This is a genomic window from Zhengella mangrovi, assembly GCF_002727065.1.
GTDB classification, from domain to species: domain Bacteria; phylum Pseudomonadota; class Alphaproteobacteria; order Rhizobiales; family Rhizobiaceae; genus Zhengella; species Zhengella mangrovi.
Genome location: NZ_PDVP01000004.1, coordinates 17,003 through 41,482 on the forward strand (window position 1 = coordinate 17,003; position 24,480 = coordinate 41,482).

23 protein-coding genes and 1 pseudogene are annotated in these 24,480 nt (G+C 65.6%); 15 read left to right on the forward strand and 9 right to left on the reverse strand.

Translation table 11 applies throughout. The features are described from left to right. Positions 1-126 precede the first annotated feature (126 nt). From CSC94_RS09075 to CSC94_RS09105, 7 genes are all read left to right on the forward strand, one after another. Complete coding sequence (locus tag CSC94_RS09075) at positions 127-516, forward strand: 5-carboxymethyl-2-hydroxymuconate Delta-isomerase (protein ID WP_099306019.1); 390 nt, start codon at positions 127-129, stop codon at positions 514-516. Positions 517-525: 9 nt separating this feature from the next. Beyond that, positions 526-2,037 carry a 5-carboxymethyl-2-hydroxymuconate semialdehyde dehydrogenase gene (gene hpaE, locus CSC94_RS09080; protein WP_099306020.1) on the forward strand — a complete coding sequence of 504 codons (1,512 nt, stop codon included), beginning with the start codon at positions 526-528 and terminating at the stop codon, positions 2,035-2,037. Positions 2,038-2,074: 37 nt separating this feature from the next. Beyond that, on the forward strand, positions 2,075-3,055 hold the full coding sequence (hpaD, locus tag CSC94_RS09085) for a 3,4-dihydroxyphenylacetate 2,3-dioxygenase (RefSeq protein WP_099306021.1): 981 nt from the start codon (positions 2,075-2,077) through the stop codon (positions 3,053-3,055). A 7-nt stretch (positions 3,056-3,062) separates the two neighbouring features. After that, the gene (locus CSC94_RS09090) at positions 3,063-3,941 is read left to right on the forward strand and encodes a fumarylacetoacetate hydrolase family protein (protein ID WP_099306022.1); all 879 of its coding nucleotides are present in this window, start codon (positions 3,063-3,065) and stop codon (positions 3,939-3,941) included. Beyond that, positions 3,935-4,735: a 2-oxo-hept-4-ene-1,7-dioate hydratase gene (gene hpaH, locus CSC94_RS09095; protein ID WP_099306023.1), complete on the forward strand. Its 801-nt coding sequence runs from the start codon at positions 3,935-3,937 to the stop codon at positions 4,733-4,735. Before CSC94_RS09090 ends, hpaH begins: the two co-directional genes overlap by 7 nt. 107 nt (positions 4,736-4,842) lie before the next feature. After that, positions 4,843-5,694 carry a 3,4-dihydroxyphenylacetate 2,3-dioxygenase gene (gene hpaD, locus CSC94_RS09100; RefSeq protein ID WP_099306024.1) on the forward strand — a complete coding sequence of 284 codons (852 nt, stop codon included), beginning with the start codon at positions 4,843-4,845 and terminating at the stop codon, positions 5,692-5,694. 138 nt (positions 5,695-5,832) lie between these two features. After that, positions 5,833-6,414 (forward strand): NADase-type glycan-binding domain-containing protein, encoded by a 582-nt coding sequence (locus CSC94_RS09105; protein ID WP_099306025.1) that lies wholly within the window; start codon positions 5,833-5,835, stop codon positions 6,412-6,414. A gap of 42 nt (positions 6,415-6,456) precedes the next feature. Here the strand turns inward: CSC94_RS09105 and CSC94_RS09110 are convergent, their stop codons facing one another. The 8 genes from CSC94_RS09110 to CSC94_RS09145 all read right to left on the reverse strand — a co-directional run bounded on the left by CSC94_RS09110 (position 6,457) and on the right by CSC94_RS09145 (position 15,832). Continuing rightward, positions 6,457-7,344: a dienelactone hydrolase family protein gene (locus CSC94_RS09110; RefSeq protein ID WP_133122860.1), complete on the reverse strand. Its 888-nt coding sequence runs from the start codon at positions 7,342-7,344 to the stop codon at positions 6,457-6,459. A gap of 33 nt (positions 7,345-7,377) precedes the next feature. Beyond that, positions 7,378-8,277: a haloalkane dehalogenase gene (locus CSC94_RS09115; protein WP_099306027.1), complete on the reverse strand. Its 900-nt coding sequence runs from the start codon at positions 8,275-8,277 to the stop codon at positions 7,378-7,380. A gap of 158 nt (positions 8,278-8,435) precedes the next feature. Continuing rightward, positions 8,436-10,925, reverse strand: a complete 2,490-nt coding sequence (gene ligD, locus CSC94_RS09120; RefSeq protein ID WP_099306028.1) for a DNA ligase D — start codon at positions 10,923-10,925, stop codon at positions 8,436-8,438. 3 nt (positions 10,926-10,928) lie between these two features. Further along, entirely contained in the window at positions 10,929-11,807 is an 879-nt protein-coding gene (gene ku / locus CSC94_RS09125) for a non-homologous end joining protein Ku (protein WP_099306029.1), read from the reverse strand. A gap of 17 nt (positions 11,808-11,824) precedes the next feature. After that, positions 11,825-14,017 (reverse strand): xanthine dehydrogenase family protein molybdopterin-binding subunit, encoded by a 2,193-nt coding sequence (locus CSC94_RS09130; RefSeq protein WP_099306030.1) that lies wholly within the window; start codon positions 14,015-14,017, stop codon positions 11,825-11,827. Beyond that, positions 14,014-15,000: an FAD binding domain-containing protein gene (locus CSC94_RS09135; protein ID WP_099306031.1), complete on the reverse strand. Its 987-nt coding sequence runs from the start codon at positions 14,998-15,000 to the stop codon at positions 14,014-14,016. Before CSC94_RS09135 ends, CSC94_RS09130 begins: the two co-directional genes overlap by 4 nt. Continuing rightward, positions 14,997-15,515 carry a 2Fe-2S iron-sulfur cluster-binding protein gene (locus CSC94_RS09140; RefSeq protein WP_245408307.1) on the reverse strand — a complete coding sequence of 173 codons (519 nt, stop codon included), beginning with the start codon at positions 15,513-15,515 and terminating at the stop codon, positions 14,997-14,999. Before CSC94_RS09140 ends, CSC94_RS09135 begins: the two co-directional genes overlap by 4 nt. Positions 15,516-15,685: 170 nt before the next feature. Further along, positions 15,686-15,832: a peptide ABC transporter permease gene (locus tag CSC94_RS09145; protein ID WP_099306032.1), complete on the reverse strand. Its 147-nt coding sequence runs from the start codon at positions 15,830-15,832 to the stop codon at positions 15,686-15,688. Positions 15,833-16,020: 188 nt separating this feature from the next. Here CSC94_RS09145 and CSC94_RS09150 point away from each other — a divergent pair, with 188 nt between their 5' ends. From CSC94_RS09150 to CSC94_RS09160, 3 genes and pseudogenes are all read left to right on the forward strand, one after another. Next, a complete protein-coding gene (locus tag CSC94_RS09150) occupies positions 16,021-18,261 on the forward strand; it encodes an acyl-CoA dehydrogenase (RefSeq protein ID WP_099306033.1) in 2,241 nt (746 codons plus the stop codon). 24 nt (positions 18,262-18,285) lie between these two features. Continuing rightward, positions 18,286-18,495, forward strand: a pseudogene (locus CSC94_RS25270) (enoyl-CoA hydratase/isomerase family protein); the annotation flags it as partial. 184 nt (positions 18,496-18,679) lie between these two features. After that, positions 18,680-20,536 carry an acetyl-CoA hydrolase/transferase C-terminal domain-containing protein gene (locus CSC94_RS09160; RefSeq protein ID WP_245408308.1) on the forward strand — a complete coding sequence of 619 codons (1,857 nt, stop codon included), beginning with the start codon at positions 18,680-18,682 and terminating at the stop codon, positions 20,534-20,536. 34 nt (positions 20,537-20,570) lie between these two features. Here the strand turns inward: CSC94_RS09160 and CSC94_RS09165 are convergent, their stop codons facing one another. Beyond that, positions 20,571-20,996 carry an Rrf2 family transcriptional regulator gene (locus CSC94_RS09165; RefSeq protein WP_099306034.1) on the reverse strand — a complete coding sequence of 142 codons (426 nt, stop codon included), beginning with the start codon at positions 20,994-20,996 and terminating at the stop codon, positions 20,571-20,573. 89 nt (positions 20,997-21,085) lie between these two features. Between CSC94_RS09165 and CSC94_RS09170 the strand changes: the two genes are divergently transcribed. From CSC94_RS09170 to CSC94_RS09190, 5 genes are read left to right on the forward strand one after another with little or no spacing between them, the layout of a single operon-like run. Next, positions 21,086-21,550 carry a group III truncated hemoglobin gene (locus tag CSC94_RS09170; protein ID WP_099306035.1) on the forward strand — a complete coding sequence of 155 codons (465 nt, stop codon included), beginning with the start codon at positions 21,086-21,088 and terminating at the stop codon, positions 21,548-21,550. 24 nt (positions 21,551-21,574) lie between these two features. Continuing rightward, positions 21,575-22,105: an SCP2 sterol-binding domain-containing protein gene (locus CSC94_RS09175; protein WP_205853267.1), complete on the forward strand. Its 531-nt coding sequence runs from the start codon at positions 21,575-21,577 to the stop codon at positions 22,103-22,105. Next, positions 22,102-23,100 carry a ubiquinone anaerobic biosynthesis protein UbiU gene (gene ubiU, locus CSC94_RS09180; RefSeq protein ID WP_099306036.1) on the forward strand — a complete coding sequence of 333 codons (999 nt, stop codon included), beginning with the start codon at positions 22,102-22,104 and terminating at the stop codon, positions 23,098-23,100. Before CSC94_RS09175 ends, ubiU begins: the two co-directional genes overlap by 4 nt. Positions 23,101-23,104: 4 nt before the next feature. Beyond that, entirely contained in the window at positions 23,105-24,031 is a 927-nt protein-coding gene (ubiV, locus tag CSC94_RS09185; RefSeq protein WP_099306037.1) for a ubiquinone anaerobic biosynthesis protein UbiV, read from the forward strand. Next, positions 24,028-24,423 (forward strand): hypothetical protein, encoded by a 396-nt coding sequence (locus CSC94_RS09190; protein WP_099306038.1) that lies wholly within the window; start codon positions 24,028-24,030, stop codon positions 24,421-24,423. The genes ubiV and CSC94_RS09190 overlap by 4 nt, the downstream gene beginning before the upstream one ends. Positions 24,424-24,480: the final 57 nt, after the last annotated feature.

Here is a 24,480-nt window from a genome sequence, read left to right on the forward strand (position 1 = left end):
CCGGACCCGTTTCGACCATCGTTTTGCCTCGCCACCGCTTCGCTCCATGGCGGACGGCCCCTCGCCATTTCCGGGCTTGACAACCGCCGATAAATTTAACATGTTAAGTTTTATGGAGGAGGATCCATGGCCCACCTGATGATCGAATATTCGGCCGCGCTCGACGAGGACGGACTGATCGCGCCGCTCTGCCGGGCGACGCATGCGGCCATGGTCGGCTGCGGCGTCTTTCCCGTCGCCGGCATCCGCGTTCGCGCCCACAGGGCCGACCACGCCATCGTTGCGGACGGCCTGGAGCAGAACCGGTTCGTCGCGATGACGCTCAGCGTCGGCGCCGGACGACCGACAGCAGTCCTGCAGGACGCCGGTGCGGCGATCTTCAGGGCGGCCCAGGAAATGCTGGCATCGCCCCTGTCCGAACCCCATTTCGCGCTTTCCCTTGAGATCCGGATCATCGATCCGGAACTGAGCTGGAAAGACACGCCCATCCACGCCCGGCTGTCGGGCAAGACGTGAGGACTGACCATGAGCGTCGTTGAAGCCAATCTCGCAAAGGCAGAGGCCTACCTGCTGCGGTTTCGCCGGGGAGGCGTGCAGAACCACATCGACGGCGCTTCCGTGCCGGCGGTGTCCGGCCGGACATTCGAAACGGTTTCCCCGGTCGACCTGTCTGTCCTGGCATCGGTGGCCCGCGGCGGCGCGGAGGACATCGACCGGGCGGTCGCCGCGGCCAAGGCCGCGTTCCCGTCCTGGTCGCGCACGCCGGGTGCGGAACGCCGCAAGATCCTGATCCGGGTCGCGGAAGCGATCGAGGCGCGCGCCGAGGAAATCGCCTTCACCGAGTGCATGGACACGGGCCAGGCGCTGCGCTTCATGTCCAAGGCGGCCATTCGCGGCGCGGCCAACTTCCGTTTTTTCGCCGACCAGGCGCCCTCGGCCGAGGATGGCGCGGTCACGCGCACGCCGACGCAGATGAACACGACATCGCGCCGCCCGATCGGCCCGGTCGGCGTCATCACGCCGTGGAACACGCCGTTCATGCTGTCGACCTGGAAGATCGCGCCGGCGCTGGCATCGGGCTGCACGGTGGTGCACAAGCCGGCGGAATTCTCGCCGATGACGGCCAAGCTGCTGGTCGAGATCGCGGAGGAGGCGGGGCTTCCCAAGGGCGTGCTGAATGTCGTCAACGGCTTCGGCGAGGATGCCGGCAAGCGGCTGACGGAACATCCGGACATCAAGGCGATCGCCTTCGTCGGCGAAAGCCGGACGGGATCGATGATCATGGCGCAGGGGGCGGCGACGCTGAAGCGCGTGCATTTCGAGCTCGGCGGCAAGAACCCGGTCATCGTCTTCGACGACGCCGACCTCGAGCGCGCCGTCGATGCGGCGACCTTCATGATCTACTCGCTCAACGGCGAACGCTGCACCTCGTCGTCGCGCCTGCTGGTGCAGGACACGATCTACGACGACTTAACGGCCCGCGTGGCCGAGGTGGCCAAACGGATCAAGGTCGGCCACCCGCTCGACCCCGAGACGGTCGTCGGCCCGCTCATCCACCCGGAGCACGAGGCGAAGGTGCTGTCCTATTTCGACCAGGCGCGCCAGGAGGGAGCGACCATCGCGGCGGGCGGCGAGAAGGTGGGCGAGGTCGGCTGCTACGTTGCGCCGACGCTGTTCACCGGCGCGACCAACGGGATGGCGATCGCCCAGGAGGAGATTTTCGGACCGGTGCTGACGGCGATCCCGTTCAAGGACGAGGACGAGGCGCTGGCCCTGGCCAACGACGTCCAGTACGGCCTTGCCGCCTACCTCTGGACCAACGACCTGAACCGGGCGATGCGGATGACCGACAACCTGGAAGCCGGGATGATGTGGGTGAACTCGGAAAACATCCGCCACCTGCCGACCCCGTTCGGCGGCGTCAAGGCGTCCGGCATCGGGCGCGACGGCGGCGACTGGTCGTTCGACTTCTACATGGAGACGGTGAACGTCAGTTTCCCGCGCTCGCTGCACAAGATCCCGAAGCTCGGCGGCTGATCCACCGCACCCGGAACAATTCGAGGGAGAGACCAGAATGCCGATACCGGCCCCGAACCTCTATCCGCCGTTCAACATCATCCGCCTCAGCCATGTCGATTACGGCGTGAGGGACCTTGCCGCCAGCAAGGCCTTCTACGTCGATACGCTCGGCCTGCAGATCACCGACGAGGATGACACGGCGGTCTACCTGCGTGCCATGGAAGAGCGGGGCCACCACTGCGTCGTCCTGCACAAGTCGGATGCGCCGCACGTCAAGGCGCTGTCGTTCAAGGTCTTCGACGAGGACCAGCTCGACAAGGCGCATGACTGGTTCATGGCGCAGGGTCACGCGGTGACCTGGGTGGAGCGGTCGTTCCAGGGCCGGACGCTGGCGACGACCGATTGCTTCGGCATGCCGATCGAGTTCTTCTTCAGGATGGACCGGCTGGCGCCGATCCACCAGAAATACGCGCTCTACAAGGGCGTGAAGCCGCTGCGCATCGACCATTTCAACTGCTTTGCGCCGGATGTCGACAAGGCGGTCGGCTTCTACAACGAGATCGGCTTCCGGGTAACGGAATATACCGAGGACGAGGAGAGCAAGCGGCTGTGGGCGGCCTGGACGCACCGCAAGGGAGGGGTGCACGACATCGCCTTCACCAACGGCACCGGCCCGCGCCTGCATCACACGGCCTTCTGGGTTCCAACGCCGCTCAACATCATCGACCTGTGCGACCTGATGTCGACGACGGGCTATCTCGCCAACATCGAGCGCGGCCCGGGGCGGCACGGCATTTCCAATGCCTTCTTCCTCTATGTCCGCGATCCCGACGGGCACCGGATCGAGATCTACTGCTCCGACTACCAGACGGTCGACCCGGACCTGGAAGCCATCAAGTGGGACCTGAAGGACCCGCAACGCCAAACGCTCTGGGGCGCACCGGCACCGCGTTCCTGGTTCGAGGAAGGCTCGCTCTTCGAGGGGCTGGAACCGGTGGCCTCGACACTCGGCGCCTCTCCCATCATCGCACCGTGAGGACAGCATGACAGAGAAAGCTCCTCGGATCGCCGCGTTTCACGCCAATGGCGCCGACCGCTACGGCGCCGTCACGGACGACGGGATCATCGACCTGACGCCAGAATTCGGTGCGCGTTTCAAGGGCCTGAAAGAGGTGATCGAGGCCGGCGCGCTGGGCGACCTGGTGCAGGCGGCGCAAGGCCGCGCGCCGGCGTTCCGGGACCGGGACGTGACCTATCTCATTCCCGTCGCCAACCCGGAAAAGCTGATCTGCGTGGGCGTCAACTTTCCCGACCGCAACGCGGAGTACAAGGACGGCCAGGACGCCAAGTCATATCCCTCGCTCTTCATCCGTTTCCCGCGGTCGTTTACCGGCCACGGCCAGAACCTGGTACGGCCGCCGGAAAGCCCGCAACTGGATTACGAGGGCGAGATCGCGATCGTGATCGGCAAGGGCGGCCGCCGCATTGCGCGGGAAGAGGCCTATGACCACATCGCGGCAATCACGCTGTGTAACGAGGGCACGATCCGCGACTGGGTGCGCCATGCCAAGTTCAACGTGACGCAGGGCAAGAACTGGGACCGTTCGGGCGCCATCGGCCCCTGGCTCGTTCCCTTCACCGATGCGGCGCAGCTCGACGACATCACGCTTGAAACGCGGGTCAACGGGGAGGTGCGGCAGTCCGACCGGACCGGCCGGATGATGTATGATTTCCGCTACATCGTGGCCTATGTCTCGACGTTCACGACGCTGGTTCCAGGCGACGTCATCGTCTGCGGCACGCCCACGGGCGCCGGCGCGCGCTTCGATCCGCCGATCTGGCTGAAGCCCGGCGACGTGATCGAGGTCGAGGCGGAGGGCATCGGCATCCTGCGCAACGGCGTCGAGGACGAGGCATGTTGAGTGCGGCCGAAATCCGCCAGGCGGCCGCCGACCTGCTGACGGCGGAGGAGACGCGCCGGCAGACCGGCCTGCTGTCGCTGCGGCATCCCGGGATGACGCTCGACGACGCCTATGCCATCCAGGCTGCCCAGATGGAGCAGAAGCTGGCGCAGGGCCGTTCCATCCTCGGCTGGAAGATCGGCCTGACGTCGAAGGTCATGCAGGAGGCGCTCGGCATCGATACGCCGGACTCCGGCGTTCTCTACGACGACATGCTGTTTGCGACCGGCGGCACCGTGCCGGCCGGGCGGTTCATCCAGCCGCGCGTGGAAGCCGAGATCGCCTTCGTCATGAAGGCGTCGCTGGGCGCCGATGCGACGCGCGGGGACGTGCTTGCAGCAACCGAAGCCGTGGTGCCGTCGCTGGAGATCCTCGACACGCGCATTCTCCGCGTCGATCCGGAGACCGGGCAGGCGCGGACGATCGTCGACACGGTCTCCGACAACGCGGCCAATGCGGGGATCGTGCTGGGTGCCGAACGCCATGCGCCGGAGGCACGGGACCTGCGCTGGACCGGCGCCATCGTGCGCAAGAACAGCGAGGTGGTGTCGACCGGTCTGGGCGCCGCGGTCCTCGACGATCCGGTCATGGGGATCGTCTGGCTGGCCCGGCGGATGGGGCAATACGGCAAACGGATCGAGGCCGGCCAGGTGATCCTGTCGGGCAGTTTCATCGCGCCGCTGGAATGCCCCGCCGGTACGGTGATCGACGCCGATTTCGGCACCTTCGGCACTGTCTCGATCTCTTTTGCGTGAGGCGACGGCGCGGACGCGCGGCATGGGCGCTCCGGCTTGATCCAGGTCAATGCCGGGATCGCGGCGCGGCTCAATGATGCACATGTTAAATATTGGGAGGAGGCCCGATGGGCAAGATCGTTCTGGCGGCGAAGTGCACGCATGTTCCCACGATGCTCATGTCGGAACAGGAGGGGCGGCTGAAAGGCTGCCGCCAGCCGGCAATCGACGGTCACCGGACAATCGGCGACATGGCGCGGGCCGCGGGCGCGGATACCTTCGTGGTTCTGGACACGCACTGGCTGGTGAACGCGGGCTATCACATCAATGCCAATCACCGCTTCAAGGGCATGTTCACGTCGCACGAGTTTCCGCAGTTCATCCGCGACCTGCCCTATGAATACGAGGGCAATGCCGCGCTCGGCGACCTGATCGCGCAGACGGCGCGGGACATGGGCGTCTACACGCTGAGCCACCAGGTCGACAGCCTCGACCTCGAATACGGCACGCTGGTCCCGATGCGCTACATGAACCCGCAAGCCGACCTGAAAGTGGTTTCCGTGGCGGCGATGTGCACCGTGCACAGCCTGGAAAGCTCGCGCCGGCTGGGAGAAGCGATCCGCGCCGGCATCGAGGCGTCCGACAGCAACGTGGCGCTCATCGCGTCGGGTTCGCTCAGCCACCACATCTGGGCCAACGAGGACTACGAGGCCAACAACGGGACCTTCACGATCTCGTCGAAGTTCAACGAGGTCGTCGACCGCCGCGTGCTGGAGATGTGGCAGGAGGGCGATATCGAGCTGTTCCTCGAAATGCTGCCGGATTACGCCCGGCATTGTGACGGCGAGGGCGACATGCACGACACGGTGATGCTGTTCGGTGCGCTTGGCTGGGACGCCTACAAGGGACGGGGCGAGGTGGTGACCGAGTATTTCCCGTCCTCCGGCACCGGCCAGACGAACGTGGTGTTTTCCCTCTGACGGGCGGGCGGCGCGGCTGGCTGAATTCCAACCGGCGCCCGCCAACGTTGACGCATGTCAATTCCAGGCAAGCGGCCTTGTGAAAGCATTTCCTCATGCAACGCGTGGCCTGTGCCCGCAGCGGATGGAGACAAGGTGATGGGTTTTCGAAACATGACGAAGGCGTGGTGGCCTGCCGGAGTGCTGCTTGCCCTGGCAGCTTCGCTTTCCCCTGCGCATGCCCGCGACTGCGCGACGATCGGCACCACGGAACTGGTCGATTCCGTGCGCTATTGCGTCGACAGCGTGCTCGAACCGCAGTCGGGCAACTGGTACGGCGCCGACAACCTGATCGACGGGGCCGGTGACACCGCGTGGTGCGAGGGCGTGAACGGTCCGGGGCTCGGCCAGCGGATCGTCATCTCGATCCGGGGCGGCGCGCCGTTCGACCGGATCATGCTGTGGAACGGCTACCAGAAGAGCCGAACCGCCTTCACCCGGAACGGTCGTCCGAGCGCGCTCAGGGTCGAGACCGATCTTGGCGAAAACATCACCTTCCAACTGCCGGACAAGCTTGGCGAAGTCGTGCTCGGGCTGAACCGGATGGCGGTTCGCTCGGAGGTCGTGCTGACCATCGAGGATATCTACCGCGGGTCGCATTACGCCGATACCTGCATCAGCGACGTTTTCATCGATTTCGAATCCGGCCGCAATTTCCCGATGAATGGCGGCAACAACTGACGCCGGGGGCGGCCGCTCCGTTTGCAGGACGCCGCTGCCTCCTCAGAAATCCAGCCGGGCCCTCAGGAAGTCGAGAACGTCCTTTTGCGCGGTGTCGAACTCCAGCAGGCCATGGCTGGAGGCCATCTCCCCGTCCCGGTAGACGATCGACCTGCTGCCGTTGCCGGGATCCTGGAAGCCGGCGCAGTTGCCCCTTGTCCAGCGATCCTGGTACCAGGGGTCTGCCTCGCCGACGAGGGTCAGCACGGGTTCGCTTGCCGGCGCCTTGATCCCGCGATACTCCGGCCATGGCGCCTGGCATGTCCAGCCTTCCGCGACCCGGGCGCGAACGCGTTGGCGTTCGTTCGCCGCCCGGAACGTGACGGCGGCGACGGCGCCTTCGCTGAAGCCCATGAGAACCATTTTTCCGCCATCGACGACGGAAAGTTGCCTGGCCATCTCGATGGCATGGCCGGCATCGTTGCGGCGCAGGACGAGGGTGCCGCGGAAGAGCCCGCCTTCCCGGGTCTCGACGTTGCAGGATCGCGGGTAGGTCTTTCGCGCCAGGCTGGCCGGCGCAATGACAAGAAATCCGTTGTCCGACAGGAATTTCATCCGCCTGTGCGTGCCGGGCCAGATGCCGCTGCAGCCATGCAGGTAGATGACGGTCGGGTATTTCTTTCCGCCTTGCCGCAGCAGGTCATCGGTCGTTCCCTGCCTGGACCGTCCCGGCGCGACCGGAATGCGGACGATGGCTGCCTTCCAGGTGCGATCCAGTTCCGCCGGATCGTCCCAGTCCTTCCACGAGAGATCGGCCGGGGCCGAGAAAGCCTTCGAACTGTTGTGCAGGCCTTCGTCCTGCGCCGACGCCGGGAAGGGCAGCGCGACAGCAGCGATGACCGCGATGGCCGTGAAAATCCGCGTTGCCCGCATGGGCGGCTGGAAAGCCAAGTCTTCAGCCTCCGTACGTTGCGGCCGGTTCGCTCAGCCGGTGTCTCCGAAATGGCGAAGAGCGGCACGGGCGATCGGCTCGCCCCATTCCTGGACGAAGTGCCCGGCCTCGTCGACGATCATCGGTTCCGGACAGCCACGTATGGTGTCACGCAACGTGCTCATCACCGGCACGCCCAGGACCGGGTCCTTCGCGCCCACGGCCATGAAGCTTTGGCCCTGCCATTCCGTTTGCCAGAACTGCCGCGCGCGCCTGGCCGTCTCGACTCCCTCCATCCCGGGCTCGATCATCACGAGTTGCGGAAAACGGCGCACGCCGGCCTTGTACCGCGCGTCCGGGAAGGGGGCCTCGTAGGCCAGCGCCTCGGCGTCGCTCAGGTGGGGACAGGCCCGCTTCATCAGCGCAGCACAATCCAGGTCGGGCCGGCTGGCCACGTAGTTCCGCCAGTGCCGGAACCCGTCGCCGACGCCTTCGCCGACCGGTATCGCCGTGTTCATGACGATCAGCCGGGAGAAGCGCTCCGGCATGTCCATCGGCAGCGTCAGCCCCAGGATGCCGCCCCAGTCCTGCACGACGAGTGTCACGTTCTGAAGATCAAGCCGTTCAACCAGGGCCAGCATCATGTCGCGATGAAAATGAAAGCCGTAGACCCCGTCATCGACCGGCTTGTCGGACCGCCCGAACCCAAGCCAGTCGGGCACGACAACGCGGGCGTCCGAAGCGGCGAACACCGGGATCATCCGCCGGTAAAGATAGGCCCATGTCGGCTCGCCGGGCAGGCACAGGAAGGTCCTTGCGGCGTCCTTGCGGCCTTCGTCGAGAAAATGCACCCGAAGGCCTTCGTAGCCCTTGAGCGTATCGACATAGTTCGGGGCGAAGGCATAACCGGGCAGGTTCGAGAACCGGTCGTCCGGCGTTCGCAACACGTCCATGAGCAGTCCTCCCTCCCGCCGGTTGACGCGGCATTATGTCGGGCGAAGGCGCGGCCCGCAATCTTGCCATGTAAGGGCCGGCCATGGCGCCTTCCCTTTCCTGCAGGCCCGGGCCTGTTTCGCGCCCGCCCGGCTGCCGGCAGACGTCCTGTGGTCGCTCAATCGCTGCCGCGTTCGATCATCTCGTCGAGCCTGGCGACAACCGATTTCGAAATGGAATGGCTCGCCCTTGTCTCAATCAACGGGCAGGGACCGGAAAGGCGTTTCAGGGCATCGGCGATCGAAAACCCGTCTGCCGCGGTCTGTCCGCCAAGTTCATCCCAGGTCAGTGGCATTGCCACCGGTGCACCGGCGCGATTGCGGACGGAATAAGGAGCAACGGCCGTGGCGCCACGTTCGTTGCGCAGCCAGTCGATGAAGATCCGTCCCTTGCGCTTCTGTTTCGACATGCTGGCCGTGAAGCGGTCAGGATAGCGGTCCGCGCAATGCGATGCGATGGTTTTCGCGAAGATGCGGACGGTCTCCCAGTCCGCTCCCCGTCGCAATGGAGCGATCACGTGAACCCCCTTTCCGCCCGTGACCATGGGAATGGCGGGAAGATCAAGCTGCCCGAGCAGGTCGCGCAACCCGATGGCGGCGTCGGTCACGGCGCTGAAGCCGAGGCCTTCATCGGGATCGAGGTCGAAGACGAGGCGATCCGGCTGTTCGAGACGGTCTTCCTTCGCCCCCCAGACATGGAACTCGATGGTGCCCATCTGCACGGCGGCGACGAAACCCGCCTGTTGCCGGATCACCATGTAGTCTTCGCCGCCGCCGCCCGCTTCCTCGATGGCGATCGCATCGATTTCCCGCGGAAATCCCTTCCCGGCGTGCTTCTGGAAGAAGCAGCCGGTGCCGGCTCCCGAGGGACAGCGCAACAGCGAGACGGGCCGGTGCCCGGCAAGTTCGAACAGGCGTTCCCCCGCCGCGTCGCAATAGGCCGCGAGGTCGCCCTTGGTGATGCCGGCCTCGCTGAAAATCACGCGATCCGCATGGCTGATCGTGATGCCCCGGAAGGCGGTTTCGGCATCGTCTTGCCTGTCCGGCTTGTCCTCGCGTGTCACCTCGCTGGCCTCCTTGTCGTCGCGCAGCCCCTGGAAGACAGCATGGCGGAGAATGCCCTGTCCGGTAAATTCGCTGAATTCAATCTCGGCAACGAGATCGGGCCGGACCCACCGTGCGGCGGAGGGCAGTTCTTCGGTCTGCCGGGAAAAGGGTGATGTCTTTCGCCCGCGACGACCAAGCCTTGCCTCGAGCGTGGCAAGGGTCTCGCCGTCGAAACCCGTGCCGACCCGTCCGCGATAGACGAGATCCTCTCCCTCCATGGTGCCCAGCAGCAGCGACGCGAACGGACGGCCCCTGGCCGAGGAGGGCGAATATCCGCCGATCACGAACTCCTGGCGACGGGTCGCCTTGACCTTGAGCCAGGCGCGGCTTCGGGTGCTGTCATAGGTGCTGCCGGCGCGCTTGGCGATCACGCCTTCTCCGCCGGCATCGGCAATCCGGCGGAAGACATGCGCTCCATGTCCGGTGACGTGTTCACTGTACCGCACCGCCTTGCCCCGGACCGGGGACAGGAGATCCTCCAGCTTCGCCTTGCGCGATTCGATCGGATCGCCGGTCAGGTCCCTGCCGTCGAGTTCCAGGAGGTCGAATGCCATAAGTCGAACCGGCCGGCCCTGCTTCAGGTCATCCTGAAGCCGGGAGAAGCCGGATCCGGACCCCGAATCCCGCCCGGTGATGACCTCGCCGTCGATCAGGGCGCTGCGGCAATCGAGGGCGCCAAGGGTTTCGGGCAACCCGGCATAGCGGTCGGTCCAGTCCTGGCCGGAGCGGGTGTACAGGATGACGCCGCCGCTGCCGATCGAGGCAAGGGTCCGGTAGCCATCGAATTTGACCTCGAACAGCCAGTCGTCACCCTCCGGGACTTCATCGACAAGCGTGGCCAGTTGCGGTTCGACAAAGGCCGGATTTGCCAGTCGCCCCTTGCGCTTGCCGCGGCGGCCGGGTGTGACCGGTTTGCCGCGTTTTCCGGAAGCGATGTCAGAAAGTGTCCGGTCGCTGACGACGCTTGTCTCGTGAGCTTCCGTCAGGCTGTCGCCGCGCGAGGCGAAGTCGTCCTTCTCCTTGATCAGCAGCCAGTTCTCGCGGCTTTCGCCCGTCTTCGGCTTCATTCGCACCAGGACCCAGTTGCCCTTCATGCGATTGCCATGGAGGGTGAACTTCAGGTGCCCGCCGGCGAGGCCTTCCGCGGGGTCGGAGAGCGGGTCCCAGACGCCCTGGTCCCAGATCATCACCGCGCCGCCGCCATACTCGTCCTTCGGGATCACGCCTTCGAAATCCGCGTAGCCGAGCGGGTGGTCTTCCGTTCTCACCGCAAGCCGCTTTTCCGCCGGATCGAGGCTCGGCCCCCTCGTCACTGCCCAGGACAGCAGCACGCCGTCCCATTCCAGCCGGAAATCGTAGTGAAGCCGTGTCGCGTCGTGTTTCTGCACCACGAAGACCGGCTTGCCGCTGCGCTTCTTCCCCGATGCTCCGCCCGGTTCCGGCGACTTCCGAAAGTCCCGCCGGCGCCGGTATTCCTCGAGCCTGTCCCTTGCAGCACCCATGGGTTATCCCGATTTCCGCCTGCCTGACGATTTGCCGGAACGCGACCCGGTCTCGCTCTTGCGTCCTGAACCGGAATTTTTCCTGCGACCGGATTTCTCAAGGCTTTGCTTCAGGGCCGACATCAGGTCGACGACATTGTCGCTGCCGCGGCCGTCACCCGGCTCGTCCTCGGTGGAGACCCTCTTCCTCTTGCGGGACTTGCGCTTGCTCTCGACGAGATCGCGCAGCGCCTCTGCGTAGTTGTCGTGGAAGGCGCCGGCGTCGAACGGCGCGGTCTTCCTGTCGATCAGCGCAACCGCCACATCGAGCAGGTCTTCGTCGGACTTCTCGTCTTCGATCGACGAGAACAGGGGGTCGGCATTGCGGATTTCATCGGCGTAATGCAACGTCTCCATCAGCAGCCCGTCGCCGCAGGGGCGAATGGCGACAAGGTGTTCCCGGCCGCGCATCGTGATCTGCGACAGGCCCACCCGTTCCGTTTGACGCAGCGCATCGCGAAGAACGCGGTAGGCGTCTTCGGCCAGTTCGTCGGCCGGGACGAGGTAATAGGGCTTGTCGTAGTAGAGCGGCGGGATTTCGCAGGCACCGACGAATTGCACGATGTCCATTGTCTTTTTCGTTTCCAGGCGGATCGCGTCGACCTCGTCGGGATCGAGGAGGATGTAGTGATCCTTCTCGTATTCATAGCCCTTGACGATGTCTTCCTGCTTCACGGGGCCGACACCGGAAACGACCTTCTGGTAGTACACGGGCTTGCCGGTATCCTCGTGGATCTGGCGAAAGGAAACCCGCCCGCCGGATTTGCGTGCGCTATGGACTTCCACCGGGATGGAGACCAGCGACAGCCGCAAGTGGCCCTTCCAGATCGCACGAGAGACCATGACTGTTCATCCTCCCCCTAGCCGGGCAGGCCCGGCAGCAGCTTGTCGAGCGTGACCGGGTAGTCGCGCACGCGAATGCCGGTCGCGTTGAAAATGGCGTTGGTGACGGCGGCCCCGGCGCCCGAGATGCCAAGCTCGCCGATGCCCTTGGTCTGGATCGGGTTGGCCCAGGGATCGCGTTCTTCCAGGAACGCGACGTCGAGACGGGGCACATCGAGGTTGACCGGGATATGGTACTCGGCCAGGTCACGGTTGACGACATGGCCGTCGCGCGGATCGTGAACCAGGTTTTCGGTGAGAGCGGCACCGATGCCGAAGATCATGCCGCCGAAACATTGAGAGCGTGCCGTTTTCAGGTTGAGGATCCGGCCGGCTGCGAAGACGCCAAGCATCCGGCGCACCCGCGTTTCACCCGTCACGGAATTGACGGCGACCTCGGCGAAGTGGGCGCCGAAAGCGGCCTGCTGCATCTCCTGTTTCGTGTCGCCGGGCTCGATGTGACCGGTCGCTTCCATGGCCTCGTCGACCAGGTCGGAAAGGCGGGTCTGCCGGTTGCTGACGGTGGCCACGCCATCCTTCAGCGTCATCTCGCCGGGATCGCAGCCGAGCCTTGCGGCCAGGGCGGCGCGAAGGTCCTGGCAGGCGAGGAAGACTGCCGAGCCGACCGAACCGGCGCCCCAGGAGCCGCCTGAACCGGATCCCGGCGGAAACGCCGTGTCGCCAAGTTCCACCGTGACGTCCTCCGGCGCCAGGCCCAGCATCTCGCCAGCCACCTGTCCGAGAATGGAATAGGTGCCGGTCCCGATGTCGGTCATGTCGGTCTCAACGGTGGCGGTGCCGTCCGTGTTCAGCCGGACCCGCGCCTGGGCTTCGCTGAGGATATTGCTACGGGCCGCAGACGCCATGCCGAGGCCGACCAGCCATTCTCCCTCGCGCTTCGCACCGGGCCTTGTGTTGCGCCGGTTCCAGCCGAAAAGGTCGGCGCCGGTTGTCAGGCAATCCGCAAGCCCGCGCGACGAAAAGGGCTTGCCGTTTTCCGGATGCCGTTCCGGAATGTTGCGCAGGCGCAGTTCGACCGGGTCCAGTCCCAGGTGATGGGCCAGTTCGTCCATCGCGTTTTCAAGCGCAAGCATGCCGACGGCTTCGCCGGGCGCGCGCATCGAGCCGGCGCAGGTCCGGTTGAGACGCGCAATCCTAGTCTCGTAGTGCCGGCTGGCGCCGCCGTAAAGGAAATGCGTGGCGATCTGCACCGGTTCGCTGAAAGCCTCGCCCGGCAGGTTGGAGACCCGCGCATCGTGGCCGATGGCTGTCAGCCTGCCATCCCTGTCCGCGGCAAGGCGCACGCGCTGCCACGTCTCGGAGCGCCGCGAGGTCATCTCGAAGACCTGCGCGCGGGACATCACCACGCGCACGGGCCGGCCGATCGCCCGGGCGGCAATGGCGGCGGCGACCGCCTCCGGGCCGATGCCCAGCTTCGAGCCGAAGCCGCCGCCGACGTAGCGCGAGACGATCCGCACGTTGTCCGGGTGGATGCCGAGTGCGTCGGCCAGTTCGTTGCGATTGTATTTCAGCATCTGGTAGGCGCCGTGGAGCGTCAGCCTGTCGCCGTCCCAGCGGGCCAGCGCGGCATGCGGTTCCATCGGGGCGGCGCTTTGCGACGGTGTCGTGTAGATGGCGTCGATGCTGGCCGCCGCATCGTCCATCGCCGTGTCGAAGGCTCCCTGCTCGAGGCGTTTCCCCTCCGGCGTCTCGACCTCGCGGGCCGTTTCCGGATCGATGTCCGCAGTCTCCACCCCGTAGCGGATGTCCAGGAGGTGGGCCGCGTGGCGTGCCTGCTCGAATGTATCCGCGACGACGAGGGCGACGGGCTGGCCGAAATGATCGACCTGGCTCGTGTCCTGTGCCGGCGCCCCGTTGGCGGTGCCCTGGGCGGGCCTGCGAACCATGCGGCTGTCGGTGATCACGCGCAGAACGCCTTCCAGCGCCAGGGCATCACCGGCATCGATCGAGGCAACCCGGCCATTGGCGATGGTTGCGCGCACCAGCACGCCGACGGCCTCCGTACCGTCGCCGCTCTCGGCAGCATATACGGCCCGGCCGCTGACTTTCAGCGGTCCCTCGCTTCTGGCAAGCTCCCGGCCAACGGTGCCCTGTGCCATGTCGGCAAGGACGTCGGACTGGCGTTCGTCCATCTTCAAATGCTTGTTCATTGGGTCAATCCCGTGGCCTGCCGCAGGACGGCCCTGAGCGTGCGGTGCGCCAGGGCGATCTTGAAATCGTTGCCTCCATACCCGCGGGCTTCAGCGAGAAGGCGGTCTGCGGCCTCCTGGAAAAGAGCCCCGGACGGGGGCTTCCCTGAGAGCAAGGCCTCCACCTTCCTGTCGCGCCATGGCTTGGGCGCAAGCCCGCCAAAGGAAACGGCAACGTGGTCGAGAACGCCCTCATTCATGGAGATGACGGCGGCGACCGAGACCAGCGCAAAGGCATAGGATGCGCGATCGCGGACCTTGCGATAGACCTGTCGCGCCGCCAGCGGGGGCGGCAGCAGCACGGCCGTGACCAGGTCGCCGCTGTCCAGTGTCGTCTCCACATGCGGCGTGTCGCCCGGGAGCGCGTAAAACTCGTCAAGCGCAACGGTGCGCGTCTTGCCCGCCGCCGACTGGATTTCCACGCTGGCATCGAGCGCCATCATCGCGACGGCCATGTCGGAGGGGTGCGTGGCGATACAGCTTTCGCTGGTGCCAAGGATTGCATGGTTGCGGTTGAACCCGTCCAGCGCATGGCAGCCGGAGCCGGGCTCGCGCTTGTTGCAGGGCATGGCCGTATCCTGGAAATAGGGGCATCGCGTGCGTTGCAGCAGGTTGCCCGCCGTCGTTGCCTTGTTGCGCAACTGGCCTGAAGCGCCTGCCAGCAGCGCGCGTGAGAGCACCGGGTAATGCCGGCGCACTCTCGGGTCGGCCGCCAGGTCGCTGTTAGTGACCATGGCGCCGATGCGCAGGCCTCCATCGCCGGTCCGTTCGACCTGCCGGAGGGGAAGACGGCTGATGTCGATCAGCTTGTCCGGCCGCAGGACCTCCAGTTTCATCAGGTCGAGCAGGTTCGTGCCCCCGGCAATGAAATGCGCTCCACTGGCCAAGGCCGCCCGTGCCGCCGCGTTCGACGAAACGGCGCGTTCGTAGTCGAACGGCTTCATTTCACACCGCCTTTCGCCACTTGCCCGATGGCATCGACGATGCCGGAATAGGCGGAACAGCGGCAGATGTTCCCGCTCATGCGTTCCGCGATTTCCCTGGCGTTCAGGGTCACCGGTCCGTTGAGATCAGGTGAAACGTGGGACGGCCAGCCATCGGCCGCTTCCCGGAGCATTGCCGTCGCGGAGCAGATCTGGCCCGGCGTGCAATAGCCGCACTGGAAGCCGTCGCAGGCCAGGAATGCCTCCTGCAGAGCGGAGCGGCTCTCGTCACTGCCGATCCCTTCGATGGTGGTGATCTCGTCGCCGTCGTGCATGCAGGCGAGCGCCAGGCAGGCGTTGATCCGCCGCCCGTTGACGAGAACCGTGCAGGCGCCGCACTGGCCATGATCACAGCCTTTCTTGCTTCCGGTCAGATGAAGATGATGCCGAAGCGCATCGAGGAGCGTCGTCCGGGGATCGGCCTCGAGCCGATGGTCGGCGCCATTGATCCTCAAGCCGGTCTGGATTTTCGTCACGGGAACCTGCCTTGTGTTGTTGGGTCGCAGCGCGGTGCGGCGAGGGCGGCATGGCGATGCCGGATGCCGGATCGGTTCAGCGAGGCAAATGCGCGGATGATCCTCCGGGTTCCGTCCAATCTCTCGCGGATCATGCCGAACTCGTCTTTCCGTGGCCCGCCGCGCCGGCTTCAGAACAGGAGCAGCAGCGCAACCACGATGATTGCAGCGAGCCCGGCGACGAAAAGGAACCGTTCCTTCCGGCTTTCCAGCACGATCCGGCCCTGACGGGCATTCCGTGCGTCGAACGTCTGCTCTTTCTCAGTTTCCTCGGTCATGGGTGCTTCCGGTGTTCCGGGCCGGAAATGAGTTTCGGCCTGTCCCGGAAAACGTACGGCGGGCCCGCGGTGTTCCGGATCCCGCCGGGCGGTATCGGCAGGACGAAACCACCACCGATGTCATCCCGCGAAGGAACAATCGGGAACCCGGGGACATTGACCGGGTTAACAGCGATAGGATCGAACCGATGTCCCTGCGCACATTCCGACGCAACAAGCTGACCCGGCCGATATTCGACTGGGCCCAGGATCAGCTTCCAACGCTTTCCGAAACCGAACGCGACGCGATCGACGCCGGCGAGGTCTGGTGGGACGCCGACCTGTTCAGCGGAAATCCCGACTGGGACAAGCTGTTGCGGATCGCGCCAGCCAGCCTTTCGCCCAAGGAACAGGACTTTCTCGACGGTCCCTGCGAAGACCTCTGCGCCATGCTTCATGACTGGGAGATCACACGGGCGGGCGATCTTCCTGCCAATGTCTGGCGCTTCATGAAGGAGAACCGGTTCTTCGGCATGATCATTCCGGAGGACTATGGCGGGCTCGGCTTTTCCAATTTTGCCCATTCGGAGGTCGTCCGGCGGATTTCCACCTGCTCGGTCACGGCCGGTGTGACGGTGATGGTTCCCAATTCGCTTGGACCGGGCGAGTTGCTCATGCAGTTCGGAACGCCGGAGCAACGGCAATACTGGCTGCCGCGGCTTGCCAGCGGGCAGGAGGTTCCGGCCTTCGCGCTCACAAGCGAGCATGCGGGCTCCGATGCCTCGGCCATGCAGGACACAGGAGTCGTGTGCAGGGGGCAATGGAACGGCAGGGAAACGCTGGGTCTCCGTCTCAACTGGTCGAAGCGCTACATCACGCTCGGGCCCGTCGCCACGGTACTCGGACTGGCCTTCAAACTGGAAGATCCCGAGGGCTTGCTTGAGAACCCCGACGGGGAAGGCATTACCTGCGCCCTGATTCCGACCGACCTGCCGGGCGTTTCGATCGGCCGGCGACACATCCCCTGCGGCCAGGTCTTCCAGAACGGCCCGAACGCGGGGACCGATGTGTTCGTGCCGCTCGATCACATCATCGGCGGGCCGGACCATGCCGGCAAGGGCTGGATGATGCTGATGAGCGCGCTTGCCGCCGGGCGAGGCATTTCACTTCCGTCGCTGTCCTCTGCCGCCGCGTCCATGTCGGCCCATGCGACCGGGGCCTATGCCCGCATTCGGGAGCAATTCGGAATTCCAGTCGGCAAGTTCGAGGGCGTACAGGCACGGCTCGGACGCATGGCGGCGAACGCCTATACGCTCGATTCGGCACGACGGCTGACCTGCGCCGGGCTCGACGAAGGCCGGAAGCTCGCCGTCATTTCCGGCATCATGAAATCGAACGCCACCTACCGGATGCGCGAGGCCGTCGACGACGCCATGGACGTGCATGCCGGCAAGGCCGTGATCGACGGTCCGAACAATTATCTCGGCAACTTCCACAAGGCGGTGCCGGTCGGCATCACGGTGGAAGGCGCCAACATTCTCACCCGCAACATGATCATCTTCGGCCAGGGCGCGATCCGCTGCCATCCTTACCTGCTCGACGAGATCCTCGCGCTTGACGAGCGGAACAAGGATGCTGCGCTTGATGCCTTCGACAAGGCCTTCTGGGCGCATGTCGGGCACTCGGTGAAGACCGTGTTCCGCGCTGCGGGCCGGGCCTGGACCGGTGCGGCTTTCGCCCCCGCACCGCCGGGGACCGGCAAGGCAAAGAGCATCTACCAGCGGATGTCACGTCATGCCGCGGCTTTCGCCCTCATCTCCGATTTCGCCCTGCTGACGCTGGGCGGTTCGCTGAAGCGCAGGGAAATCCTCTCCGCCCGCCTCGGCGACGTTCTCTCCGAGCTCTACCTCTTGTCCGCGGTCGTGAAGCGGTGGGACGACGACGGGCGCATCGAGGAGGATTTTCCCCTTGTCCACTGGGCTGCGGAGGATTCGTTCGCACGGATTTCATCCAGCCTGGACGCGGTTCTCGCCAACCTGCCGAACCGGGCAGCGGCCGGTTTCCTGCGGTTCGTGACGCTGCCGGGAGGTTCCCACCGCGGACCATCGGACGACCTGACGCGTCGCTGTGCCGAACTGCTGCTCGCACCATCGCCGACCCGCGACCGTCTCACCGCCGGGGTGCGGGCCGTCCGGGGAGAGGGCGCCCTGAAGATGCTGGAAGATGCCTTCGCCATGGTCGTGGATACCGATCCGACTCGCAGCAAGCTGCGGCGCGCGAAGGTGCCGCTCGACGCGGCGGTCGGCAAGGGGGTGCTGACCGAGGAGGAAGCGCAGCGGCTGCACAAGGCCAACGAACTGGTCGCGCGGGTTGTTGCCGTCGACGATTTCGAACCGTCGGAAATCGGCCGAGGCTACGACGCACACGAGCGGCGGGAGGCCGCCGAATGACAGAACGGCCGGTATACCTGATCAATGGCGCTTGCTTGCGACCACCGCATCGCGGTGGACGGTGCCTGGTTCGGGTTTCCGGAAGTGCGGCTTGGCCTTCATCCCGGTCTTGGCGGCACTTTCCGCCTGCCTCAACTGATCGATCCGATCGAGGCCATGACGATGATGCTGACAGGTAAGTCCGCGCATACGAAAAAGGCCAAGGCGCCGGGAATCGTCGAATGCCTGTGCCAGGGCGTCGTGGCGGATGCCGACACGCTCGATGCGGCGATGATCTTCGCAACCGGGTTCGCACCGTTCCGGGGCGGGCCGATCCACCATGCCCGGCAGCGCGGCGCGAAGGAGATCGCCGAACGGCTGACCGTGCTCGCATCGCGGTACGGCCCTCGCTTTGCGCCTGACAAGGGCTGGAACAGCCTTGACTGAGAAGGTCCTGGCAAGGGAAAGGTCTGCGGAGACCGTCGCCCGGCAGATCATCGAGCGGACGGGCGGCACGATCCGCCTTGCGCTGCCGCTGGGACTCGGCAAGGCAAACGGCATCGTCAATGCCCTGACGACAGCGGCCTGCGACGATCCGTCGATCAGCCTGTCCATCCTGACGGCGCTGACCTTGCAGAGACCGGCCATCGGGTCCGACCTGGAGCGCCGTTTCATCGAGCCGGCGGCCGATCGCCTGTTCGGCGCCTACGAACCCCTGATCTACGCAAAACTCGTGGACGATGGCACCTTGCCACCGAACATCGAGGTGCGGGAGTTCTTCCTCCAGGCAGGGCGCTGGCTTGGCAACGCCTATGCCCAGAGCCATCACATCTCGGCCAATTACACCCACGCGCTTTCCTACGTGCTCGACTTTGCCCCGAACGTCGTCGCCCAGCTCGTCGCGGAGAATGCGCAGGGAGAGATCAGCCTGAGCTGCAATACCGATATCACCGCCGATCTCCTCAAGGCCCGGCGGAATGGACGTGCTGCCTTCCACTTCGCCGTCGAGATCAACGAAAACCTGCCCTTCATGCCCGGACCCGCGGTGATCGATGGCGGCGAGGCAGACCTGATGCTGGCCCCGGACCGGGCGTTCGAGCTGTTCTCGGTTGTCCGCCGGCCGGTCAGCCTGCCGGACCTGGCCATCGGCCTGCACGTATCGCAACTCGTTCGCGACGGCGGAACGCTCCAGATCGGGATCGGCTCGATCGGCGACGCCATCGCCCAGGCACTGCTGCTTCGCCAGGGCAACAACGGAGACTACCGGTCCGTTATCGGCCGCAATCCCTTCCCCTCCGGCGAAGCTGAAGCCCATGACGGCCGTTTCCGCGACGGGTTGTATGCCGCCACCGAAATGCTGGTGGGCGGCATTCTCGAGCTGTTCGAGGGCGGCGTGATCCGTCGCGAGGTCGATGGTGTCGCCATCCATGCGGGCTTTTTCCTGGAATGCCGGGAGTTCTACCGGCAACTTCGGGACATGCCGCCGGAAAAGCTGGCGAAGATCGCGATGGTACCGGTCTCCTTCACCAATTCACTTTACGGCGACGAGGCGGCCAAGCGGGCGGCAAGGCGCGATGCCCGCTTCGTCAACAACGCGATGATGGTGACCTGCCTCGGCGCCGTCGTGTCCGACGGAACGGGGGACGGCCAGGTTGTCAGCGGTGTCGGCGGGCAGTTCAATTTCGTCGAACAGGCGCTGGCGCTCGAAGGGGGACGGTCGATCATCACGTTGAACGCGACGCGCGAAAGCAAGGGCAAGACGGTGTCCAACATCCGCTGGAGCTACCCCCACGAGACCGTGCCGAGGCATTTTCGCGATATCGTCGTCACCGAGTATGGCGTCGCCGACCTGCGCGGCAAGACCGACGCGCGGTGCATTGCCGCCATGCTGGACATTGCCGACAGCCGTTTCCAGGCGGACCTGCTCGAGCAGGCGAAAGAAGCCGGCAAGATCCGGCGCGATCACGCGATCGACGTCTCCCGCCGCCGGAACACGCCCGAGCGCGTGGCGCAGTGGCTTGCACCCCAGCGGGCCCGCGGATTGCTGCCGCCGTTTCCGTTCGGCACCGATTTCACACCGACCGAACAGCGGCTGCTGCCAGCGCTCGCCCTGCTCAAGCGGGCCGGCGGCTCCTGGCCGGCGCTGTTGCAGATCGCCGCCCGGGGATTATTTTCGGGGGAGGGGCAGGAAGACTGCCTCGACCGGCTCGGCCTTCGCCATGGCCGGACCTGGAACGCCTGGCTCTTGAAATGCCTCGTGAAGGGTGCCTTGGCGCAGGGTGCGCAGGCGCGGTGACAGTCGCGGCCTTGCCCCACCGGCAGGGCGCCATTCAGCCGGGTTCCGGAACCACGCCTTTCGGCAATGCGATCTCGGCAAGCGTGGTTTCGTTCAGTTCCTCGATGAAGCGGGATTCGGCGCGCGACAGCTTCGACTTGAGCCTGCAGCAGCCGAGGATGGTGCAGGCATTTCCCGCCGGGCCGAAGCACTCGACCAGAGCCTGGTCCTGTTCCAGGAGGCGAACGATATCCCCGAGGCGCAAGGTTTCCGCGGGGACGCGCAGACTGGCCCCGCCGCCGCCGCCACGCCGTGTCTCGACGATGCCGCCGCGGGCGAGTTGCTGGATGATCTTGGAAAGATGATTGCGCGAGAGGCCGAAGAAATCCGCCATTTCGGCCGTCGAGAAGGCCCGGTCCGGCTCGCTCGCCATGCGCATCAGCATGCGAAGACCATAGTCGGTGAAAGACGTCAGCCGCATGAAAGCTCCTTGAGGTCAACGAATAGGTATTTACATTACCCATTAAGGGGAGTAGGCCCAGACCAGATCCTTGTCAAAGGGGAAGCCTCATGCCAACCGTCAATCCAGCAATTGTTTCCGTGCGCCCCGAGGTGACGGCGGACCTGATGGAGCGGACCGGGCTGGACGAGGCCAAGCTCGAGCGCCTGGTTCACTGCTTCTACGCCAAGGTCAGGAACGACGCTGTGCTCGCTCCCGTGTTCGCGGACCGGATTGCGGACTGGGGCCCGCATCTCGACCGGATGATCGCCTTCTGGTCGTCGGTCGCCTTGATGACGGGACGTTACAGCGGTGCACCGATGGCGGCACACCAGGACCTGCCGGTGGACTGGCCGGCCTTCGAACGATGGCTCATGCTTTTCCGCGAAACAGCGGCGGAAACCTGTCCGCCCCAGGGCGCGGCCCATGTCGTGGCGCAGGCCGAGCGGATCGCCCGGTCGCTCCATGCCGCGATCGCATGCCGGCGGAGCGAGATCGACGTCCGGCCTGTCACGGAGCAGGACGTGCCCTTCTAGACACCCAGGAATTGGAGACCCGGAATGCTCATGCCTGCCCATGGCGACACCGCCCAACAAGCCCGACCGTTTTCCATCCTGGCGCAGGCGGTCGCCGGCCGGGTGCTCGATCCCCTGCTGATGCGCACCATCCGGCGCCTGGCAGACAAGCACCGGTCGATCTTCGACCGGCTCGGCCCGCATGTCCGGTCCAGCTTCATCATCGACCCGGTGGAATTTCCCTTTGTGCTGCACCTCGTCGCAAACCCCGAGGCGCTGACATTCCGGACCGTGCCGCGCGACGCCCTGCCGCTGCATGACGCGCTGATCCGTGGACGGTTCCGCACCCTGTTCGACCTGGTCGACGCGGGTGCGGACGGCGATGCCTCCTTCTTCTCGCGCGACCTGGAAATCCTCGGCAACACCGACGCCGTGGTGACGCTGCGCAATGCGCTCGACGACATCGACGGTTCGATCGCGGCGGATACCGCCGACCTGTTCGGTCCGCCAGGGCGCATGGCGCTTGCCATGGTGCGGCGTCGCGGGCTGGCCGGCGCCGGGAAGGCCGCGCGATGATCCGTCCCGATCTCATCTGTCCTGCCGGGACGCCTGCCGCCCTGCGCACGGCGGTCGATGCGGGCGCCGACGCCGTCTATTGCGGTTTCCGCAACGCGACCAATGCGCGCAACTTTCCCGGCCTGAACTTCACCAGGGAGGAACTGGGCATTTCCATTGCCTATGCGCACGAGCGCGGTGCCAAGGTTCTCCTCACGCTCAACACCTATCCGCCAGCCGGCAAGGTCGACCTCTGGCAGGAAGCGGCCGACACGGCCGTCGCGCTCGGCATCGATGCGCTGATCGTCGCCGACATGGGCGTGGCCCATTACGTGGCGGCGCGGCACCCCGACGTGCGCCTGCATCTCTCGGTCCAGGCCGCGGCCTCGAACCCGGAGTCGATCCGCTACTACTGCGACCATTTCGGCGTGAAGCGCGTCGTGCTGCCCCGCATCCTGACCGTGGCCGAGATCAAGCCCATTGCCGAGGCGATCCCCTGCGAGATCGAGACCTTCATCTTCGGCAATCACGGGCTGATGGTGGAGGGACGCTGCAGCCTGACCAATTACGTGACCGGCCAGTCGACCAATCTCGACGGTGTCTGTTCGCCGGCCAGCGATGTGGACTATCGCAAGGAGCCGGGCGGAGCCGTCGCCAGTTGTCTTTCGGGCAGCGTCATCGACCGTTTCGGCGCCGACGAGATGGCCGGCTATCCGACGATCTGCAAGGGCCGGTATACCGCGCCGCACCGGCCGGACGGCTACTATGCCTTCGAGGAACCGGTCAGCCTGAACCTGGCCCGCATGCTTCCCGATCTCATCCACGCCGGCGTTCACGCGTTCAAGATCGAGGGGCGGCAGCGGTCCAAGAGCTACGTGCGGTCGGTGGTGTCCGCCTTTCGCACGGCCATCGACGAGGTGATGGCGGGACGGCCACCGAACATCGCCGACCTCGTCAGCCTCACCGAGGGGCAGAAGCAGACCCAGGGCGCATTCGAATCCAAGAAGTGGAGGTGAGGCCATGAGCGTGGAACTGACGATCGGGCCGATCGCCTACCACTGGCCCACGGCAAGGAAGCGGGACTTCTATGCGCGCATCGCTGACGAGGCCCCGGTGGCCACGGTCTACCTTGGCGAAGTGATCTGTTCCAAGCGCTCGCCGTTCTTCGACGCGGACTTGCCCGGCGTCATCGAACGGTTGCAACGGGGTGGAAAACGGGTGGTGCTGTCGACGCTTGCCGAGGTGGTCCTGCCGCGCGAGCGCCACGCCACCCTGCAGCTCTGCAGCCAGGATGACTTCGAGGTCGAGATCAACAACGTCAGCGGGCTTGCTGCGCGCGGCAACCGGCCCCATCGCATCGGCCCCTTCCTCAACGCCACCAACGAGGCGACGATCTCCTGGATGGCGGGGCAAGGGGCAAGCCATGTCTGCCTGCCGCATGAATTGCCGGCACCATCGTTGGCCGTCGCGGCCGGAGCCGCGCGCGAGCTGGGCATCACCACCGAACTGCAGGTGTTCGGGCGGGCGCCGCTGGCCGTTTCGGCGCGCTGCTACCATGCCCGGGCGCATGGCCGGCACAAGGACAATTGCCAGTTCGTCTGCGAGGATGACACCGACGGCATGCCGCTGGTCACCGTTGCCGGGGAGGCCTTCCTCCGGGTCAACGGTATCCAGACCCAGTCGGAAAGTTATGTTTGCCTGGCCGCGGAACTGGCGGACATCGTCTCCATGGGCGTTTCCGCGCTGCGCCTGATGCCGCAGGACGTCGATATGGTGGGCGTGGCGCAGGTCTTCCCGGCATTGCTCGATGGCGGGCTGGACGTGGACGCCGCGACCGGCCGGCTCGAGGGGCTTTGCAGCGGCATCCGGTTCTCCAATGGCTTTTTTCACAAGGTTCCGGGCCGGCACTACGTTCCGGTCCATGCCGGCGACAGGGTGCTTCAGTGACCGGACCGGGTGATACCGCGGGCGATGGCGATGACCTGGTCAGACGGCTGGACGCCATCCTTTCGGGGGTTGACCTGGATTGTGCCTGCCGGGAGCGGCTGAGCGAAGCGCTCAATGCGTTTGGCGCGATGGAGAGGCTGCGGCACCGGCGCGCGCGCCTCGACGACGCGCGAAGCCAGGTGGCCGGCATCCTTTCCCTGCTGAACCTGCTGGGCGAACTGGACAGCATCGGGTTCCAGGAAGCCGACGGCTCCGTCTTCGATGAAATCGCACACCTCTTCGAAGACGTGGCGGAAGCGGCCCATCGCGGGGCCGCCGACATGCGGGCACTTGCCCGGGCGGACCCCACGGACGGTCTGCCGCGATCGCTGCGGGCGATTCCCCGGGCCTGATCCGGCGGCGGGATTGCGGCCGGCATCGCGGTCGGCACGATCTACCGCTATTTCCCG

Coding starts and splice junctions, on each gene's coding strand:
- ubiV (WP_099306037.1), top strand. CDS start 23,105: ATGAGCGTGGAACTGACGATCGGGCCGATCGCCTACCACTGGCCCACG.
- CSC94_RS09165 (WP_099306034.1), bottom strand. CDS start 20,996: ATGCGGCTGACGTCTTTCACCGACTATGGTCTTCGCATGCTGATGCGC.
- CSC94_RS09135 (WP_099306031.1), bottom strand. CDS start 15,000: ATGAAGCCGTTCGACTACGAACGCGCCGTTTCGTCGAACGCGGCGGCA.
- ubiU (WP_099306036.1), top strand. CDS start 22,102: ATGATCCGTCCCGATCTCATCTGTCCTGCCGGGACGCCTGCCGCCCTG.
- CSC94_RS09175 (WP_205853267.1), top strand. CDS start 21,575: ATGCTCATGCCTGCCCATGGCGACACCGCCCAACAAGCCCGACCGTTT.
- CSC94_RS09075 (WP_099306019.1), top strand. CDS start 127: ATGGCCCACCTGATGATCGAATATTCGGCCGCGCTCGACGAGGACGGA.
- ligD (WP_099306028.1), bottom strand. CDS start 10,925: ATGGGTGCTGCAAGGGACAGGCTCGAGGAATACCGGCGCCGGCGGGAC.
- CSC94_RS09145 (WP_099306032.1), bottom strand. CDS start 15,832: ATGACCGAGGAAACTGAGAAAGAGCAGACGTTCGACGCACGGAATGCC.
- CSC94_RS09105 (WP_099306025.1), top strand. CDS start 5,833: ATGGGTTTTCGAAACATGACGAAGGCGTGGTGGCCTGCCGGAGTGCTG.
- hpaD (WP_099306024.1), top strand. CDS start 4,843: ATGGGCAAGATCGTTCTGGCGGCGAAGTGCACGCATGTTCCCACGATG.
- CSC94_RS09115 (WP_099306027.1), bottom strand. CDS start 8,277: ATGGACGTGTTGCGAACGCCGGACGACCGGTTCTCGAACCTGCCCGGT.
- ku (WP_099306029.1), bottom strand. CDS start 11,807: ATGGTCTCTCGTGCGATCTGGAAGGGCCACTTGCGGCTGTCGCTGGTC.
- CSC94_RS09170 (WP_099306035.1), top strand. CDS start 21,086: ATGCCAACCGTCAATCCAGCAATTGTTTCCGTGCGCCCCGAGGTGACG.
- hpaD (WP_099306021.1), top strand. CDS start 2,075: ATGCCGATACCGGCCCCGAACCTCTATCCGCCGTTCAACATCATCCGC.
- CSC94_RS09130 (WP_099306030.1), bottom strand. CDS start 14,017: ATGAACAAGCATTTGAAGATGGACGAACGCCAGTCCGACGTCCTTGCC.
- hpaH (WP_099306023.1), top strand. CDS start 3,935: ATGTTGAGTGCGGCCGAAATCCGCCAGGCGGCCGCCGACCTGCTGACG.
- CSC94_RS09150 (WP_099306033.1), top strand. CDS start 16,021: ATGTCCCTGCGCACATTCCGACGCAACAAGCTGACCCGGCCGATATTC.
- hpaE (WP_099306020.1), top strand. CDS start 526: ATGAGCGTCGTTGAAGCCAATCTCGCAAAGGCAGAGGCCTACCTGCTG.
- CSC94_RS09090 (WP_099306022.1), top strand. CDS start 3,063: ATGACAGAGAAAGCTCCTCGGATCGCCGCGTTTCACGCCAATGGCGCC.